The organism is Duganella sp. GW822-FHT06D06, assembly GCF_058799615.1.
Map to the genome: position 1 here is coordinate 61,466 of NZ_JBXALQ010000013.1, position 15,413 is coordinate 76,878.

Sequence of the window (15,413 nt, forward strand, 5' to 3'; positions counted from 1 at the left end):
TCCCCGCCGGTAATCTTCGCGATTTTATTTCGATAATGTTATTGCCACACGACCAGTTGTGAACAATTGTAAATCGACGTTGAATGAGTCCGACACAGCGCTAAGGTAGCGGTCTTCACCTCGGGCGCGTCCGCCATCCAACGCTTGCCGCGCAGCCGAAGTCAGACGAAATACGGGAAACGTTATGCTCACTGCCACCTATGTCCTATTGACACTATCCATCGAACAAAAAAAAGAACGCCACTTCATCGCCCGTCTGCTGCAATACGTGCAGTCGATCGCGCGTCGCCCACAGGAAATCGATCCTGTGTTCATCGAGTCCCAGCTGAAGGAACTGACCACCTTTGCCGAGACGCGCCACCAGCGCAAGGTCGAGGTCTGCCTGATGCCGGCCGTGCGCGCGGCCGACGCCAATTGCGGCCCGCTGATGAACGATCTCGAGTCGCTGAGCCGGCTCGGCGGCGCCATGCTCAACGCCGTGCACAAATGCCTGCGCCGCGCCATGCGCCGCAGCGCCTCGCAAGGCAAGTTCCTGTGCCGCACGGTGGACCTGTATTGCCAGAACCTGCTCAAGCGCCTCGACAAGGAAGAACAGGAGTTGTTGCCGCTGGCGCAGAAAGTGATCTCCAGCGAAGAATGGTTCGAGATCGGCAGCCAGTTCCTGGCGCAGGAAGACAACGGCGCCGCCACCCAGCCGGAGCTGCGTCCGCGCCGCGCCCGCATCTACGACCTGGGCTCCGGCGCGGCGGCGGCCTGAGCTGGCGCAAGGCCGGCGTCGGCACACTGTTGTTTTGAGTTCCGCCGCGCGCCGCTAATGCTTGCCTAAGCAAAATCGTGCAGATAATATCGTCTGCATGCAGACCCATACCGCCACCGTACTGCACCTCCGCGGCGCCGCCGGCATGGACGCCATTTACCGCAAAATCAGCTGGCGCCTGCTGCCGCTGCTGATGTTGTGCTACGCGGTCGCCTGCCTGAACCGCATCAACCTCGGCTACGCGCAAGGCCAGATGCAGGCCAGCCTGGCCTTCGACGACCAGGTCTACACCTGGGGCGCCGGCCTGTTCTTCGCCGGCTGCTGCCTGTTCGCCCTGCCCGCCAACCTGCGGCTGGAAAAGACCGGCGCCCGCCGCGCGCTGCTGCGCCTGATGCTGTGCTGGGGCGTGGTGTCGGCCGCCGCCGCCTTCGTCCGCACGCCGTTCCAGTTGTATGCGCTGCGCTTCGCGCTGGGCGCGTTCGAAGCCGGCTTCTTCCCCGGCGTGATCCTCTACCTGTGCTGGTGGTATCCGGCGCCGCGCCGCGCGCGCGCGTTCGCGGTGTTCGCCTCGGCCGCGCTGCTGGCCGACGTCGCCGCCGGGCCGCTGTGCGACGCCACGCTGGCCGCCCTGCATGGCGCGGCCGGCCTGCAAGGCTGGCAATGGCTGCTGCTGACGCAAGGCGTGCCGGCCGTGCTGCTGGGCGCCGTCGTCTACGGCTGCCTGGACGAGCGCCCCGACGACGCCGACTGGCTGTCGCCGTTCGAACAACTGATGGTGGAGCAGGACCTGGAGCGCGACGAAGCGCAGCTGCAGGCGGTGGCGCCGCCCGGCCAGACTACGCCGGACGACGCCGCGCCGCCGTCGAGCGCCGACATCATCGCCTCGCTGCTGCGCGACCGCGCCCTGTGCCTGCTGGCCGCCGCCAACCTGCTGCTGATCGGCGCCAGCTACGCGCTGCTGTCCTGGGCGCCGGCGCTGATACAGCGCTGGGCCGAAGCCAGCCATATGCAGCCAGGCCTGCTGGCCGCCGTGCCCAGCCTGGCGGGGGTGCTCGGCATGATCGCCATCGGCTACGATTCGGACCGCCGGCGCGAGCGGCGCGGCCACTTCGTCGCCTGCATGGTGCTGGCCGCCGGCGGCCTGGCGCTGGCCCTGGCCGCCAACGACGGCCTGGCCTGGTCGCTGGCCGGGCTGGCGCTGGCGTCGCTGGGCATCGCCTCGGCCGCGCCGCTGCTGATCGCCATCGTCACCGACCTGCTGTCGCGCCGGCGCGCGCCGGCCGGCATCGCGCTGGTGCTCAGCTTCGGCCTGCTGGGCGGGGCCTTCGCGCCCGTGCTGGGCGCGCGCCTGCTGGCATGGGGCGGCAGCGCCGCCATGCTGGCCGTGCTGATCGCCATGTACCTGGCGGCCGGCGCCATCCTGCTGCTGGCCTTGCGGCTGGCGCCACGCCACGGCGGCCCGGACGCGCGCCATGGCAGCAGCGACAAGATGGCCCGCAACTAGAGCTTGGGCTAGAATCGTGATCGCGCCGCGATCCGGCGCCCCTGCTCACCCAACCTCAAAGCGAAACTACCGATGCGTTTTGTCTTGCCTTTTTTAGCCGCCGCCATGGCCGGCCCGTTCGCCGCCAGCGCCGGCGCAGCCCCCACCAGCGCCACCACCGCCACCCCGATCACGCTGGACCAGGCGATGGCCAACCCCGACTGGATCGGCAATCCGGTGGAAGCCGCATGGTGGGGCTGGGACAGCCGCCAGGTCTACTACAAGCAAAAACGCGCCGGCTCGCCGCTGCGCGACACCTTCCAGATCGCCGCCGCCGGCGCCGCCAGGCAGGTCGACGACCAGCAGCTGGCCAACCTGGACGCCGCCGCCCCGGTCTACAACCGCGACCACACGCGCGCCATCCTGCTGCGCAACGGCGACCTGTTCGAGCGCGACCTGAAGACCGGCGCGCTGACCCAGATCCTGCGCGGCACCACGCCGGCCGTCGATCCGCAATACGCCGCCGACGGCGCCCACGTGCAGTTCCGCGTCGGCGCCGACTGGTTCAGCTGGAGCCGCGCCGAGCGCCTGGTGTCGCCGGTGGCGCTGCTGCGCACCGCCAAGGACCCGGACGCCGCGCCGGACGCCGACAGCCGCCGCGAGCTGCAACTGCGCCTGTTGTCCACGCTGGCGCGCCTGAAGGAAGAAAAGGACGCCAGCCGCGACCGCCGCACCGCCGAACGCAGCGCCGACGCCACCCGCGCGCCGCTGCCGGTCTACCTCGGCGAGAAGGTCGTCGTCGACACCAGCGCGCTGTCGCCGGACGGCCGCTACCTGCTGCTGGTCACCAGCGTCAAGGACGGCGACAAGCGCCGCGTCGGCAAGATGCCGAAATACGTGACCGAATCGGGCTACGAAGAGAGCGACGACGAGCGCAAGCGCGTCGGCGACACCGGCCCGCAGGCGCAGCAACTGAAACTGGTTGAACTGTCGACCCGCAAAGTGACCGAGCTGTCGTTCGACGCCCTGCCCGGCATCGCCGTCGATCCGCTGGCCGAGCTGCGCGCCGAGCGCAAGCTCGATCCGCTCAAAGGCAACCGCGGCCTGCGCTTCGAAAACCGCGAAGACTCGATACGCTGGTCCGACAACGGCGCGCAAGTGGCCGTGATAGCGCAGGCGATCGACAACAAGGACCGCTGGATCGCCAGCGTCGACCTGGCCGGCGCCAAACTGAAACCGCTGCACCACCTGAGCGACGCCGCCTGGGTCAACAACCGCGGCAACGATTTCGGCTGGCAGCCGGACAACAGCACGCTGTGGTACCAGTCGGAGGAAAGCGGCTACGCCCACCTGTACATGCAAACGGCGGACGGCAAGTCGCGCGCGCTGACCTCCGGGCGGTGGGAAACCAGCGAGATCGAATGGAACGCCGACGGCAGCATCGCCTACTTCCTGTGCAACCCCAAACTGCCGGGCACCTACGAGGTGTGCTCCGCCGCCACCAAGGACGGCGCCTTGCGCGAGCTGACGTCGCTGGGCGGCGTCGAAAGCTTCGCGCTGTCGCCGGACGGCCGCAAGCTGCTGGTGCGCTACTCCAGCGCCTACATGCCGACCCAGATCGCCACCGTCGCCAGCAGCGGCGGCGCCGCCACCCAGCTGACCGACACCCGCAACGCCGACTTCAAGACGCGCCAGTGGATCGCGCCGCAGATCGTCGCCGTGCCGTCGACGCATGGCGCCGATCCGGTGTGGGCCAAGCTGTATCGCCCGGTCACGCTGGAAGCGGGTAGAAAATATCCGGTGGTGATGTTCGTGCACGGCGCCGGCTACCTGCAAAACGTCAGCAAGCGTTACCCGGTCTACTTCCGCGAGCAGATGTTCCACAACCTGCTGGTGGAAAAAGGCTACATCGTGCTGGACATGGACTACCGCGCCTCACTGGGCTACGGCCGCAACTGGCGCACCGCGATCTACCGCCAGATGGGCCACCCGGAACTGGAAGACTACCTCGACGGCTTGAACTGGATGGTGGCCAACCAGCAGGGCGACGCCAACAACGTCGGCATCTACGGCGGCAGCTACGGCGGCTTCATGACCTTCATGGCGCTGCTGCGCGCGCCGGAGCAGTTCAAGTCCGGCGCCGCGCTGCGACCGGTGACCGACTGGACCACCTACAACCACGAGTACACCGCCAACATCCTCAACACGCCGGAGCTGGACCCGGACGCCTACAAGATCTCGTCGCCGATCGAATATGCCGATAAACTGCAAGGCAATCTGCTGATCGCCCACGGCATGATCGACGACAACGTGTTCTTCCAGGATTCGGTGCGCATGGCGCAGCGCTTCATCGAACTGAAAAAAGACAACTGGGAACTGGCGCCGTATCCGCTGGAGCGTCACGGCTTCGTGCATCCGGAAAGCTGGTACGACGAATACCGCCGCATCTATCAGCTGTTTGAACGCACGCTGAAACCAAAAGGAGCACCATGAAAAAGCTTGCCGCCCTGCTGCCGCTGGTAGCACTGATGTGCGGACCGCTCGCGGTCCAGGCCGAAACCGCCGCCGTGAAACACCCGGCCTGGTCCCGCACTTCCAACATCTACGAAGTCAACCTGCGCCAGTACAGCAAGGAGGGCACGCTGAACGCCTTCGCCGCCACGCTGCCGCGCCTCAAGCAGATGGGCGTGGACATCGTGTGGCTGATGCCAATCCACCCGATCGGCCAGCAAAACCGCAAGGGCACGCTGGGCAGCTACTACGCGGTGAAGGACTACGCCGCCGTCAGCCCGGACTACGGCAGCATGGACGACCTGCGCAAGCTGGTCAAGCAGGCGCACGCGCTGGGCATGCACGTGATCCTGGACTGGGTCGGCAACCACACGGCCTGGGACCATCCGTGGGCCAGCCAGCACCCCGATTGGTACAAGAAGAACGACAAGGGCGAGATCCACTCCGTCACCTTCAAGAACGAAGCGGGCGCGATCGAGGAATGGACCGACGTGATCGGCCTCGATTACGGCAACAAGGAGCTGTGGAAGCGCATGACGGAGGCGATGGCGTACTGGGTGCGCGAGGCCGGCATCGACGGCTTCCGCTGCGACGCCGCCGGCCTGGTGCCGACCGAGTTCTGGAACCAGGCGCGCACGCAGCTCGACAAGATCAAGCCGGTGTTCATGCTGGCCGAGTGGAACGAACCGGCGCTGCACGACAAGGCCTTCGACGCCAGCTACGACTGGCCGCTCAACGAGATCATGAAAAAGATCGGCAAGGGCCAGGCCGGAGCGGCTGAACTGAAAGCCTTCGTGGCCAATCCGCCCAAGGCTTACCCGCGCGACGCCTACCGCCTGCAGTTCACCAACAACCACGACATCAATTCGTGGCAGGGCACGGACAAGGAGCTGTACGGCCCGGCCTACGGCGCGATGGCGGTGCTGAGCTACACCCTGCCCGGCATCCCGCTGGTCTACAACGGCCAGGAAGCGCGGCTGGACAAGAAGCTGGAGTTCTTCGAAAAGGATCAGGTCGACTGGAAGAGCTACGAGCTGGAAGGCTTCTACGCCGGCCTGAATCAGCTGAAGAAGGAAAACCAGGCGCTGTGGAACGGCGCCAGCGGCGGCGCGGTGCAGCTGCTCGACGTCGGCAACGAGCAGCTGTTTGCCTTCAAGCGCGCGCAGGGCAAGAACAGCGTGCGGGTGATCGTCAACCCGACCGCCACCCTGCAGAAGTACAAGCTGGCCGGCGACGAAGGCCAGGCCGTGCTCAAGCCGTGGCGCTGGCGCATCGTCGTGCCGGAATAAAAACTACTCGGTGGCCAGGCGCTTGCCCAGGCGGTACAGGTACTCCTGGCCATCGTACAGCGACTTCACGCGGATATGCTCGTTCAAGCCGTGCGCGCCGCTGCCTTCCGGGCCGCCGAACATGCCGCTGATACCGTAGGTCCAGATGCCGCCGCTGTTGAGGAAGCGGCCGTCGGTGCCGCCGGTCGACATGGTCGGAATCACCGGTACGCCCGGCCACATATCGTTGCTGATCTCTTCCACCGCCTTCATCAGGGTCGGCGTCAACGGCGGCATCGGCGCGCTCAGGCCTTCGCCGATGCGGGTGATCTTGATCTGGTCGTCGGCCACCACGCGCTGCAGCGTCGCGTGCACGTCGTCCACCTTCTCGTCCGGCAGGATGCGGCAATTGACGGTGGCGCGGGCGCGCTGCGGCAGCGCGTTGTCGGCATGGCCGGCATCGACCTTGGTCGCCACACAGGTGGTGCGCACGGTGGCGTTGTGCACCGGGCTGACCGCGTACAGGCGCGCCAGCGCGGCCGCATCGGGCGGATCGCTGAGGATGGCCTTCATGTCGGCGGCGACCTGGCCCTGTTCCACGCTGGACATGCGTTCGTAGTAGGTGCGGGTGACGGCCGACAGCTTGAACGGGAACACGAACTGTCCCAGTCGCGACAGGCCGTCGGCCAGGTGGTAGATGGCGTTGTCGCGGAACGGCGCCGAACTGTGGCCGCCGGGATTGGTCACCTCCAGCTGGAAGCTCTGGTAGATTTTTTCGCCGGCCTGGATGCCGTGGCGTACCGGCTTGCCCTGCTTGTCCAGCAGGCCGCTGCCGCCTTCGTTGAGCGCGATCTCGGCGTCGATCAGCGCGCGGTGGTGGTTGAACAGGTATTCGGCGCCATCGAATTTGCTGGGCACGATCTCCTCGTCGCAGGTCAGCGCCATGACCACGTCGCGTTTGGGCGCCAGCTTTTCCTTTTTGTAGCGGATCATATTGGCGACGAAGGATGCCGCCATGGCCTTGTCGTCGGACGCGCCGCGCGCGTAGAACATGCCGTCTTCCTCGATCAGCTTGAACGGATCGCGGAGCCAGTCGGCGCGGTTGGCTTCGACCACGTCTATGTGGGCCAGCAACAGCAGCGGCTTCTTGCTGCCGTCGCCCTTGATGCGCGCCACCAGGTTGCCCTTGGTCGGGCCGCCCGGCGGCACGATCAGGTGCAGGTCGGCGTCCCGGTAGCCGGCCGCCTTCAGGCGCTTGGCCATCTTGTTGGCCGCCACCGTGCAGGAGCCGGTCGAATTGGTGGTATTGGTTTCCACCAGTTCCTGGTAAATCTCGCGCATCTGCTTTTGCACCGGCGTCAAATCGGCGCCATGCACCGCGCCCGCCACCGTCAATCCCGCCACCAACCAAGTCGCCCGCTTCATAGTATCCCTATCGAGGTCATGCCAAAGCGACTAAATTTATACCCTGACATTGTTGCTGTCAATAAAAGTGGCGCCGGGGCCTTGCCAAACCCCGGGGAGCGTCTGCTATAATTGCGGCCCTTGGCCTGGTAGCTCAGTTGGTAGAGCAGAGGATTGAAAATCCTTGTGTCGGTGGTTCGATTCCGCCCCGGGCCACCAAGAACATCGTTCACGCAACGCCCACTCATGCAAGTGGGCGTTGTTGTTTCTGGGATTCACAGACCTTGGCTCGTCTCTAATTCCGGTACGCCAAATGCTCAGAGTACGCTAGATCGCTTCACGGCGGCCCCTACCGCCCGCGGTTTACGGCACTGACGCAACTCATCCGCAGCATCCTAAAAAGGAGCTACGCTTGCTTATCGCGGTCCGATAAACGGCATACAATATGGCCATCCTGTCCTTCAAGTGCAAGCAGACCAAAAAGCTGTTTGAAGGAAAGGCAGTACCCCGGTTCGCAAACTTCCGATCCAGTGCGGAACGGAAGCTCCAGCTACTGGACAGCGCAGCCACCTTGGATTTCTTGAGCTCTCCGCCCGGAAATCACCTTGAGGCGCTAAGCGGCGAGCGTCAAGGCGAATACAGCATTAGAGTAAATGCCCAGTTCAGAATCTGCTTCGTCTGGACACCAGACGGGCCAAAAGACGTGGAAATCATAGATTATCACTAACCGATCCAGGCTGTGAAATGACGAAAAATGAGCTGCGCCCCATCCATCCCGGCGAAATCTTGCGGGAGGAGTTTCTTGCCCCGCTAGGGATGACGCCATATGCGCTGTCGAAGGCGCTTCATGTGACCCCATCGCGCATCAATAACATCGTCAACGAAAAACGTGGTGTCACCGCGGATACCGCGCTGCGGCTCGCGCGCTATTTCGGTGGCGATCCGCAATCATGGCTCAACCTGCAACAGGCATATGATTTGAAAATGGCCACCAGACCGGCAATGAAGAAAATTATCGATGAGATCGAACCGCGTAAGGTCGGCGGCGACAACGGCCAAGCTTTGGCAGCGTGAACGCTGGCGAGCCGACACAAATCTTGAAAATCCTTGTGTCGGTGGTTCGATTCCGCCCCGGGCCACCAAGAACATCGTTCACGCAACGCCCACTCATGCAAGTGGGCGTTTTTGTTTCTCCGGCAGAGCGATCTTGGGACGCGCGTATAATCAGATTGCAATTTCACAACCATTGCCGGAGCCTAAGATGCGCATACCTGCCCCACGCAGTCTGTTGCCCGTACTCTCCCTCCTGCTCGCCGTGCTGTTCACGCCCGGCCCGGCGGTGGCGGCCAAACCCTACGGCTATGCCGTGGTCGGCAATCCAGCCAACGTGGTGCTGCCGGCGCCGCTCCTGCCCGCACTGGTGCTGATGGGAGGCGGTCCCGATGTGGATGACGCCTTCAAGTGGATGATCAAGAAGGCCGGCGGCGGGAATTTCGTTATCATCCGCTCGCGCGGCACCGACGCCTACAATCCCTACGTGTACGCGATGGGCGGCGCAAGCTCGGTCGAAACCATTACCATCCCCAGCCGCGAAGCCGCCAGCGATCCGTTCGTGATCGCGCGCATACAGGGGGCGGAGGCGCTGTTCATCGCGGGCGGCGACCAGAGCGACTATGTAAAGTTCTGGAAAGGCACGCCGGTGCAGACGGCGATCGAAGCCCTGGCCAGCAAGAACATCCCGATCGGCGGCACCAGCGCCGGAATGGCGGTGATGAGCAAATTCGCGTTCGCGGCATTGAGCGGCACGATCACCTCGGAGGCGGCGCTGGCCAACCCGTACGACAAGACGATCACGTTGGAGCGCGATTTCCTGACGCTGCCGGATATGGGCGGCCTGATCGTCGATCCGCACCTGGCGGCACGCGACCGCATGGGACGCCTGATCACCTTCATGGCGCGTATCGTCAACGATGGCTGGACCGGCAGCGTGCACGGACTGGGCGTTGACGTCGAGACCGCACTGCTGATCGAAGGCGGCAATGCCACGCGCGTGGGTGCCGGGTCGGTGTATTTCCTGCGCACTGCGGGCCTGCCAGAAGTCTGCAAGGCAAAAACACCGCTCACCTACCGCAACATCACCACACAACGGCTGTCCGGCGACGCCAGCTTCGACATACGAAACTGGGCCAGCTACCAGGGCGGCACCGTCAACTACAGCATCTCCGCCATCAACGGTGTGCTTACTTCCAGCCAGCCAGGCGGATCGATCTACTAAGACCAAGCTTGGCCAAGGACCGGCGACCCGATTGTTGAAAATCCTTGTGTCGGTGGTTCGATTCCGCCCCGGGCCAGCGAGAACATGGTCAAACCAAACGCCAACCGTCACCGGCTGGCGTTTTCGCTTGGTGGCCCCCCCTATGCCGACGTGATGATGCCATTCAGCTTGTGGACAGCTTCCGGCGGCAGCACCAGATCGGCAGCGGCGGCATTTTGACGCAGGTGGGCGAGCGACGAAGTGCCCGGAATCAGCAGGATATTCTGCGAACGTTGCAGCAGCCAGGCCAGCGCTGTCTGCATAGGCGTCGCACCGAGTTGCGCGGCGACCTCGGACAGGATAGCCGATTGCAGCGGCGAGAAGCCGCCCAGCGGGAAGAACGGCACGTAGGCGATGCCGTCTTTTGCCAGCTCGTCGATCAGTGCGTCGTCGTGGCGGTGGACCAGGTTGTATTGATTCTGTACACAGACAATGCGGGCGATGCCGCGCGCCTGCCTCACTTGCCGCGCGGTCGCGTTGCTCAAACCAAGGTGGCGTATCAGGCCGCGTTGCTGCAGTTTCGCCAGTGCCGTGATGTGGGCTTCAATGTCGCCCTCCGCCGGCCCCATGACGTCAAACATGAGGCGCATGTTCACCACATCGAGCCGTTCCAGACCGAGGTTGCGCAGGTTGTCATGCACCGCCGCTTCCAGCTCCTTCGGCGATTGGGCCGGCAGCCACGAGGCATCGGCGCCGCGCGAGGCGCCGATCTTGGTGACGATCACCAGATCGTCAGCGTATGGATGCAGCGTTTCGCGGATCAGCTGGTTGGTGACATGCGGGCCATAGAAATCGCTGGTGTCGATGTGATTGATGCCCAGCGCCGCAAGCTCCCGCAGCACTGCCAGTGCTTCCTCGCGATTCTTCGGTGGGCCAAAGACGTGCGGGCCGCACAGCTGCATGGCGCCATAGCCCACGCGGTTGACTGTCAGATCGCCGAGTTGGAAGGTGCTCAAAATATTCTCCTGAAGGATGGGCTGATGAACACAGTCTAGGTGCTAAAACTTTGTGCGACAATACTTCGCAATGGTACAACTTGTGCCGAAAACAGGACAATGACGGATGGCTGATCTACAGGACATCGGCGCCTTCGTCGCGGTCGCCAAACACGGCGGTTTTCGCGGCGCCGCGCGCATGACGGGCACCAGCGCGTCACAACTGAGCGAAGCGGTGCGACGGCTGGAGGCAGGCCTTGGTGTGCGCCTGCTGAACCGCACCACCCGCAGCGTGGCCACCACCGACGCCGGCCAGCGCTTGCTGGAGCAACTGACGCCGGCCCTCGACGCTGTCGAATCCGCGCTGGATGTGGTGAACGGTTTTCGTGACCGGCCGGCCGGCAGGCTGCGGCTCAACGTGCCGCTCAGCGTATCGAAACTGATCCTGCCGCGCATCATTCCGCCGTTTATCGCCGCGTATCCGGACATCTGCCTGGAGATCATCGTCGATGACAGCTTTGTCGATCTGCTGCGCTCCGGCTGCGATGCCGGCGTCCGCTACGAAGAGCACATGGAGCTGGATATGGTGGCGATTCCGATTGGGCCGCGCCGGCAACGTTTTGCGCTGGCGGCGTCGCCCGACTATCTGCGACGGCACGGCATGCCCAAGCGGCCGGAAGACCTGCTGAAACATATCTGCCTGCGCGGGCGCTTTTCCAGCGGCGCCATGCCAGACTGGGAATTCGAGCACAAAGGCAAGAAAGTCGTCATCAAACCGGCCGGTCCGTTGATCGTCAATCTGGGCGCCGGCGCCGACTTGAAGGTGGATGCGGCGGTGGCCGGCGGCGGCCTGGTGTACCTGTTTGAAGACTGGCTGAAGCCCTGCATGGAGCGCGGTGAACTGGAGCCGGTGCTGGAGCGCTGGTGGCCAACCTTTAGCGGTCCCTCGCTGTACTACCCGGGCCGGCGCTACCTGCCGGCACCGCTGCGCGCGTTTGCGGATTTTATTCCGACCATGCGCTGGTAGCGCCCGGGGTACCTTTCGACATCCAGTCGTTCAGCGCTGCCAGCCCTTGCTCCGGGCCAGTTGTTCGGCCTGGGCGTCGAGCGTCTGGCCGGCGATGCGGGCGTCGATCGCATCGCTGATGGCGGCCGGCATGGCGCTGCCGGCTTGCCGATACTCGCCGCCGGCCTGCTGGTCCACATGCGCCATCAACGGCAACTGCCAGCGCGCGCCTTGGCGGCAGGCCAAGCCGGCCCCCTGCCCCATGGAGAAGCTGCGGCAGTAATTGCCATCGGTGCCGACAAAGCTCACGCCGATCCGGATACCCTGCGCCGACGGACCTGCGCCGGCGAGTTGCTCGGACAAGGCGGCGGCCAGCGGTCCCTGCGCGAACAGCGCGCCGTCAGCGCCGACGACCGATGCAAGCGCGGAGTCGTTGCTCAAGCTCCGCTGGCCGACACCGCCGACCAGTACGCCGACGAGCAGCGTCGCGGCCAGCGCCGTCCAGTCCGGCCATTCCCAGCGCCGGCGCGCCGGTGCCTTCTGCCGGGCTGCGCGCGCCGCCTGCAGATCGACGACCCCGGCCGCGGCAGCGCCCAGGCGGGCCGGCACCGCCTCCTCGACGATCGGGGCGAAAGCGGCGAACACGTCCACCCGCAAAGCCTGGTGCTGACGCACGCGGGCGGCCAGCTCGGCATCGCTCCCGATGGCGCTGGCGACAGCGGCGCTGGTCTTTTCATCGAGCTCACCGTCGGCGTAAGCCATCAACGTTTCATCGGAAAAACTACTCATACGGTCCTCGTTTGATCGGATAGTGAGGCTTGCAGGGCCGAACGCGCACGCGCCAGACGGCTCATCAACGTGCCCAGCGGTAGTTCCAGCACATCTGCGGCCTCCTGATACGCCATGCCATCGACCAGCACCAGGCCGACCACCATCCGGTGGTCTTCCGAGAGCAGGCTGATCGCCTTCTGGATCGCCAGCCGCTGCTGGTGGGCTTCGGCAAAGCCGTCGCCGACATGCTCGCCCGCCTCTTCCGGCGCGAAGATATTGTCGCGCCGGATACGCGAACGCACCTCGTCGATCCAGGCATTTTTCATGATGCGGAACATCCAGCTGTCAAGCCGTGTGCCGGCCTCCCACTGCGCGCTGCGCTTCAGCGCCCGCTCCACGGCGACCTGCACCAGATCGTCGGCGTCGTCGCGGTCAAATACAATAGCGCGGGCAAACCGGCGCAGCCGCGGCAGCAGCGCAGCGATTTCGCCTTGGAGCGGAGTAGTGGCGGAGGTCATCGTTACTTGTTAAACGTTTGGCGGCGGGACTTTAATCCCTGCCCCAAACGTTTTACCTTTAAGAAATTTCAAACCATTATATGATCAAGCCCAGCATGACGCCGAAACCCTCCCCTCTCCTTGCGCGCCTGCTGCGCCCGATCCTGCTGCTGGGCGCCCTGCTCGGCGCCTCGCAGGCGCAGGCCCAGTTGCGCCTGCCATCGCTGAACCTGCCCCTGCCGCAGTCGCCTGGCCTGATCGATACCGAAACGCTGCGCGACCGTGGCGCGCGCCTGCTGGCCGGCGCCGATGTGCGCGTGCTGGGCGAGCTGCGCCAGCTGCAGGTGGGCGATCTGCTGCGCCGCCACCGCGACATGCTCGAGCCGGACCCGCGCGGCGAACCGATGGTGCGCAGCCAGATTCTGGCCTGGTCGCCCGGCGCCGCCAGCCTGCAAGCCGCCCGTGCCGCCGGACTGAAAGTGATCGAAACCACCGCCCTCGACGCGCTGGACGAGACCATCGTCGTGCTGGAGGTGCCGGCCGGCACCAGCACCGCCGCCATGCTGGAACAATTGCGGGCGCTCGATCCGGGCGGCCAATACGACTTCAACCACGTTTATACCGCCAGCGCGTCCCGGCCAGCGGCGCCGTCCGCGCCGGGCGGTACGCCGGCGCCCGCCGCCACGGCCGCGCGCAGCGGCGTGCGGATCGGCCTCATCGACGGCGGCGTCACCGACCGGCACCCGGTATTTCGTGAGGCGGCGATCACGCGCTGGGGCTGCGAAGGCAAGCTGGTCCCGGACGCCCACGGCACCGCCGTGGCGGCGCTGATGGTCGGACGCTCGTCGCGTTTTCATGGCGTGGCGCCCGACGCCCAACTGTACGCGGCCGACGTGTATTGCAGTTCGCCGGCCGGCGGCGCGGTCGAGCGCATCGTCTCCGCACTGGGCTGGCTGGCCAAGCAACAAGTGGCGGTGATCAATATCAGCCTGGTCGGTCCGCCGAACCTGACGCTGGAGCGCGCCGTTGGCGCGATGGTGCGGCGCGGCCACCTGCTGGTCGCCGCGGTCGGCAACGACGGCCCGGCCGCCGCGCCGCTGTATCCGGCCAGCTATCCGGGCGTGGTCGGGGTCAGCGGCGTGGACCGCGACGGCAGCGCGCTGCCGGAAGCGGCGCGCGGACCACAGGTGATGTTTGCCGCGCCCGGCAATCAGATGGTCAGCGCTGCCCTGGGCAGCCCGCCTTACCGCGTGGTGCGCGGCACGTCCTTCGCTTCGCCTATCGTGGCGGCGCTGCTGGCCGGGGAACTGAGCAAGCCAGAGCCGCTGGCCGCCAGACAGGCGATCGGCACGCTGGCGCGCAAGGCGTCCGGCGCGCCGGAAAACGGCGTCAGCGATGAGCTTGGATACGGCGTACTCGGGGGCGCGTTTCGCAATCCGCCGAGCAATTTCCGCGAATAAAAAAAATATTCTGCGATCCGGGATTAAACGCCGCTGCCCGAGCGTTTTCCTTGTAACAACCGCGGATTGTCCGTGGTGCCAACAAGGAGAAATACCATGAAAACCATTTACATCGTTAAGCACCTTACCCTTGTCGCAACCCTCGGCCTGGCGTTTTCGGCGCACGCCCAATTGCTCGGCGGCAGAGGCCCGGTCGGCGGCGTGATCGGCGGCGGTGGCGCCGGCGGCTTCGGCGGCATGGGCAGCCTGGGTAACGTCACGCAGATGGCCGGCCGCGGCGCCATCTCGGGCAGCGCCAATTCGGCTGCCGAGATCACCCGCGGCGACAGCCCGCGCAAATCGGCCAGCGCCACTGGCGAAGCCGGCGGCAGTGGTTCGGCCGGCTTGCCGGGCAGCGTAGCGAACGCCGCGCCTGCCGCGCCGGCATTGCCTTCGACCAATGGCGCCTCGCCATCGGCCACGTTGCCGGCCGCACCGGCTGCGGCGGCACCGGCGCCAGCGACCACACCGCCGACCGCGCAAGGTAAGGGCATCGGCGGCCTGTTCAATGGCGGCACCGCCACCACGACCGCCAGTGCGGCAGGCAACGCCGACGCATCGGGCGGCGGCAGCGCAACGCTGGCGCCGGACATGAGCGGCGGCACGCACGCGGTCGGCAGCATCGCCCAGGGCGCTCGCAACATCGCGCAGCCAGTGCGCCAGGGCGTGCAGGCCCAAACTGAAACCACCCGCACCTTCGCTCAGGCAAGCGGCGCAAATGCGCAAAGCAGCGCCGGCCAGATCGACGCTCCCGGCAATGCCCGTCAGATCGCCGGTGCGGCCCATTCGGTAAAAGCCAAGCCGCCAACCAAGGCAAGCGGCGCGGCGCGGGGCAGTGGCTCCGGCGGTGTTTCCGGCGGCGGCAGCGCCGCCAAAGGGGATAAGCCCAGCGCTTGATACGAGGCTGTAGCAATGAGGCCAGCAGGGTTGACAATCGGGTGTGCGCCCGCCACCTATGCCGCGTCAGG

14 protein-coding genes and 1 tRNA gene are annotated in these 15,413 nt (G+C 65.6%); 11 read left to right on the forward strand and 4 right to left on the reverse strand.

The genetic code is table 11. From position 1 onward, the window contains the following. Positions 1-184 precede the first annotated feature (184 nt). From AC1RMD_RS21935 to AC1RMD_RS21950, 4 genes are all read left to right on the forward strand, one after another. The gene (locus AC1RMD_RS21935) at positions 185-757 is read left to right on the forward strand and encodes a hemerythrin domain-containing protein (protein WP_492929352.1); all 573 of its coding nucleotides are present in this window, start codon (positions 185-187) and stop codon (positions 755-757) included. A 97-nt stretch (positions 758-854) separates the two neighbouring features. Continuing rightward, positions 855-2,261 (forward strand): MFS transporter, encoded by a 1,407-nt coding sequence (locus tag AC1RMD_RS21940; RefSeq protein WP_492929353.1) that lies wholly within the window; start codon positions 855-857, stop codon positions 2,259-2,261. Positions 2,262-2,366: 105 nt separating this feature from the next. Continuing rightward, positions 2,367-4,733 (forward strand): S9 family peptidase, encoded by a 2,367-nt coding sequence (locus tag AC1RMD_RS21945; RefSeq protein ID WP_492929556.1) that lies wholly within the window; start codon positions 2,367-2,369, stop codon positions 4,731-4,733. Continuing rightward, positions 4,730-6,040, forward strand: a complete 1,311-nt coding sequence (locus AC1RMD_RS21950) for an alpha-amylase family glycosyl hydrolase (RefSeq protein ID WP_492929355.1) — start codon at positions 4,730-4,732, stop codon at positions 6,038-6,040. Before AC1RMD_RS21945 ends, AC1RMD_RS21950 begins: the two co-directional genes overlap by 4 nt. Before the next feature lie 3 nt (positions 6,041-6,043). Here the strand turns inward: AC1RMD_RS21950 and AC1RMD_RS21955 are convergent, their stop codons facing one another. Further along, positions 6,044-7,444 carry a M20/M25/M40 family metallo-hydrolase gene (locus AC1RMD_RS21955; protein ID WP_492929357.1) on the reverse strand — a complete coding sequence of 467 codons (1,401 nt, stop codon included), beginning with the start codon at positions 7,442-7,444 and terminating at the stop codon, positions 6,044-6,046. A gap of 122 nt (positions 7,445-7,566) precedes the next feature. On the opposite strand from AC1RMD_RS21955, the gene AC1RMD_RS21960 reads away from it, so the two are divergent. The 4 genes from AC1RMD_RS21960 (at position 7,567) to AC1RMD_RS21975 (ending at position 9,698) form a co-directional block, all read left to right on the forward strand. Continuing rightward, positions 7,567-7,642: transfer RNA gene (locus AC1RMD_RS21960), tRNA-Phe, on the forward strand. Between the two features lie 226 nt (positions 7,643-7,868). Further along, entirely contained in the window at positions 7,869-8,150 is a 282-nt protein-coding gene (locus tag AC1RMD_RS21965) for a type II toxin-antitoxin system RelE/ParE family toxin (RefSeq protein WP_492929359.1), read from the forward strand. A 17-nt stretch (positions 8,151-8,167) separates the two neighbouring features. Further along, positions 8,168-8,497, forward strand: a complete 330-nt coding sequence (locus AC1RMD_RS21970; protein ID WP_492929361.1) for a HigA family addiction module antitoxin — start codon at positions 8,168-8,170, stop codon at positions 8,495-8,497. 187 nt (positions 8,498-8,684) lie between these two features. Continuing rightward, positions 8,685-9,698 carry a cyanophycinase gene (locus AC1RMD_RS21975; protein WP_492929363.1) on the forward strand — a complete coding sequence of 338 codons (1,014 nt, stop codon included), beginning with the start codon at positions 8,685-8,687 and terminating at the stop codon, positions 9,696-9,698. A gap of 140 nt (positions 9,699-9,838) precedes the next feature. On the opposite strand, the gene AC1RMD_RS21980 is transcribed toward AC1RMD_RS21975, so the two are convergent. Further along, complete coding sequence (locus AC1RMD_RS21980; RefSeq protein ID WP_492929365.1) at positions 9,839-10,693, reverse strand: aldo/keto reductase family oxidoreductase; 855 nt, start codon at positions 10,691-10,693, stop codon at positions 9,839-9,841. Between the two features lie 106 nt (positions 10,694-10,799). Here AC1RMD_RS21980 and AC1RMD_RS21985 point away from each other — a divergent pair, with 106 nt between their 5' ends. Continuing rightward, complete coding sequence (locus AC1RMD_RS21985; RefSeq protein ID WP_492929367.1) at positions 10,800-11,699, forward strand: LysR substrate-binding domain-containing protein; 900 nt, start codon at positions 10,800-10,802, stop codon at positions 11,697-11,699. A 30-nt stretch (positions 11,700-11,729) separates the two neighbouring features. On the opposite strand, the gene AC1RMD_RS21990 is transcribed toward AC1RMD_RS21985, so the two are convergent. Then, on the reverse strand, positions 11,730-12,467 hold the full coding sequence (locus AC1RMD_RS21990) for an anti-sigma factor family protein (RefSeq protein WP_492929369.1): 738 nt from the start codon (positions 12,465-12,467) through the stop codon (positions 11,730-11,732). Then, positions 12,464-12,967: a sigma-70 family RNA polymerase sigma factor gene (locus AC1RMD_RS21995; RefSeq protein WP_492929371.1), complete on the reverse strand. Its 504-nt coding sequence runs from the start codon at positions 12,965-12,967 to the stop codon at positions 12,464-12,466. The genes AC1RMD_RS21990 and AC1RMD_RS21995 overlap by 4 nt, the downstream gene beginning before the upstream one ends. A gap of 95 nt (positions 12,968-13,062) precedes the next feature. On the opposite strand from AC1RMD_RS21995, the gene AC1RMD_RS22000 reads away from it, so the two are divergent. Further along, positions 13,063-14,406 carry a S8 family serine peptidase gene (locus tag AC1RMD_RS22000; protein WP_492929373.1) on the forward strand — a complete coding sequence of 448 codons (1,344 nt, stop codon included), beginning with the start codon at positions 13,063-13,065 and terminating at the stop codon, positions 14,404-14,406. Between the two features lie 96 nt (positions 14,407-14,502). Further along, positions 14,503-15,342: a hypothetical protein gene (locus AC1RMD_RS22005; RefSeq protein ID WP_492929375.1), complete on the forward strand. Its 840-nt coding sequence runs from the start codon at positions 14,503-14,505 to the stop codon at positions 15,340-15,342. Positions 15,343-15,413: the final 71 nt, after the last annotated feature.

Excerpts from the sequence above, each read along its gene's own strand:
- AC1RMD_RS21935 (WP_492929352.1), top strand. The coding sequence starts at position 185 with ATGCTCACTGCCACCTATGTCCTATTGACACTATCCATCGAACAAAAA.
- AC1RMD_RS21940 (WP_492929353.1), top strand. The coding sequence starts at position 855 with ATGCAGACCCATACCGCCACCGTACTGCACCTCCGCGGCGCCGCCGGC.
- AC1RMD_RS21945 (WP_492929556.1), top strand. The coding sequence starts at position 2,367 with ATGGCCGGCCCGTTCGCCGCCAGCGCCGGCGCAGCCCCCACCAGCGCC.
- AC1RMD_RS21950 (WP_492929355.1), top strand. The coding sequence starts at position 4,730 with ATGAAAAAGCTTGCCGCCCTGCTGCCGCTGGTAGCACTGATGTGCGGA.
- AC1RMD_RS21955 (WP_492929357.1), bottom strand. The coding sequence starts at position 7,444 with ATGAAGCGGGCGACTTGGTTGGTGGCGGGATTGACGGTGGCGGGCGCG.
- AC1RMD_RS21965 (WP_492929359.1), top strand. The coding sequence starts at position 7,869 with ATGGCCATCCTGTCCTTCAAGTGCAAGCAGACCAAAAAGCTGTTTGAA.
- AC1RMD_RS21970 (WP_492929361.1), top strand. The coding sequence starts at position 8,168 with ATGACGAAAAATGAGCTGCGCCCCATCCATCCCGGCGAAATCTTGCGG.
- AC1RMD_RS21975 (WP_492929363.1), top strand. The coding sequence starts at position 8,685 with ATGCGCATACCTGCCCCACGCAGTCTGTTGCCCGTACTCTCCCTCCTG.
- AC1RMD_RS21985 (WP_492929367.1), top strand. The coding sequence starts at position 10,800 with ATGGCTGATCTACAGGACATCGGCGCCTTCGTCGCGGTCGCCAAACAC.
- AC1RMD_RS21990 (WP_492929369.1), bottom strand. The coding sequence starts at position 12,467 with ATGAGTAGTTTTTCCGATGAAACGTTGATGGCTTACGCCGACGGTGAG.
- AC1RMD_RS21995 (WP_492929371.1), bottom strand. The coding sequence starts at position 12,967 with ATGACCTCCGCCACTACTCCGCTCCAAGGCGAAATCGCTGCGCTGCTG.
- AC1RMD_RS22000 (WP_492929373.1), top strand. The coding sequence starts at position 13,063 with ATGACGCCGAAACCCTCCCCTCTCCTTGCGCGCCTGCTGCGCCCGATC.
- AC1RMD_RS22005 (WP_492929375.1), top strand. The coding sequence starts at position 14,503 with ATGAAAACCATTTACATCGTTAAGCACCTTACCCTTGTCGCAACCCTC.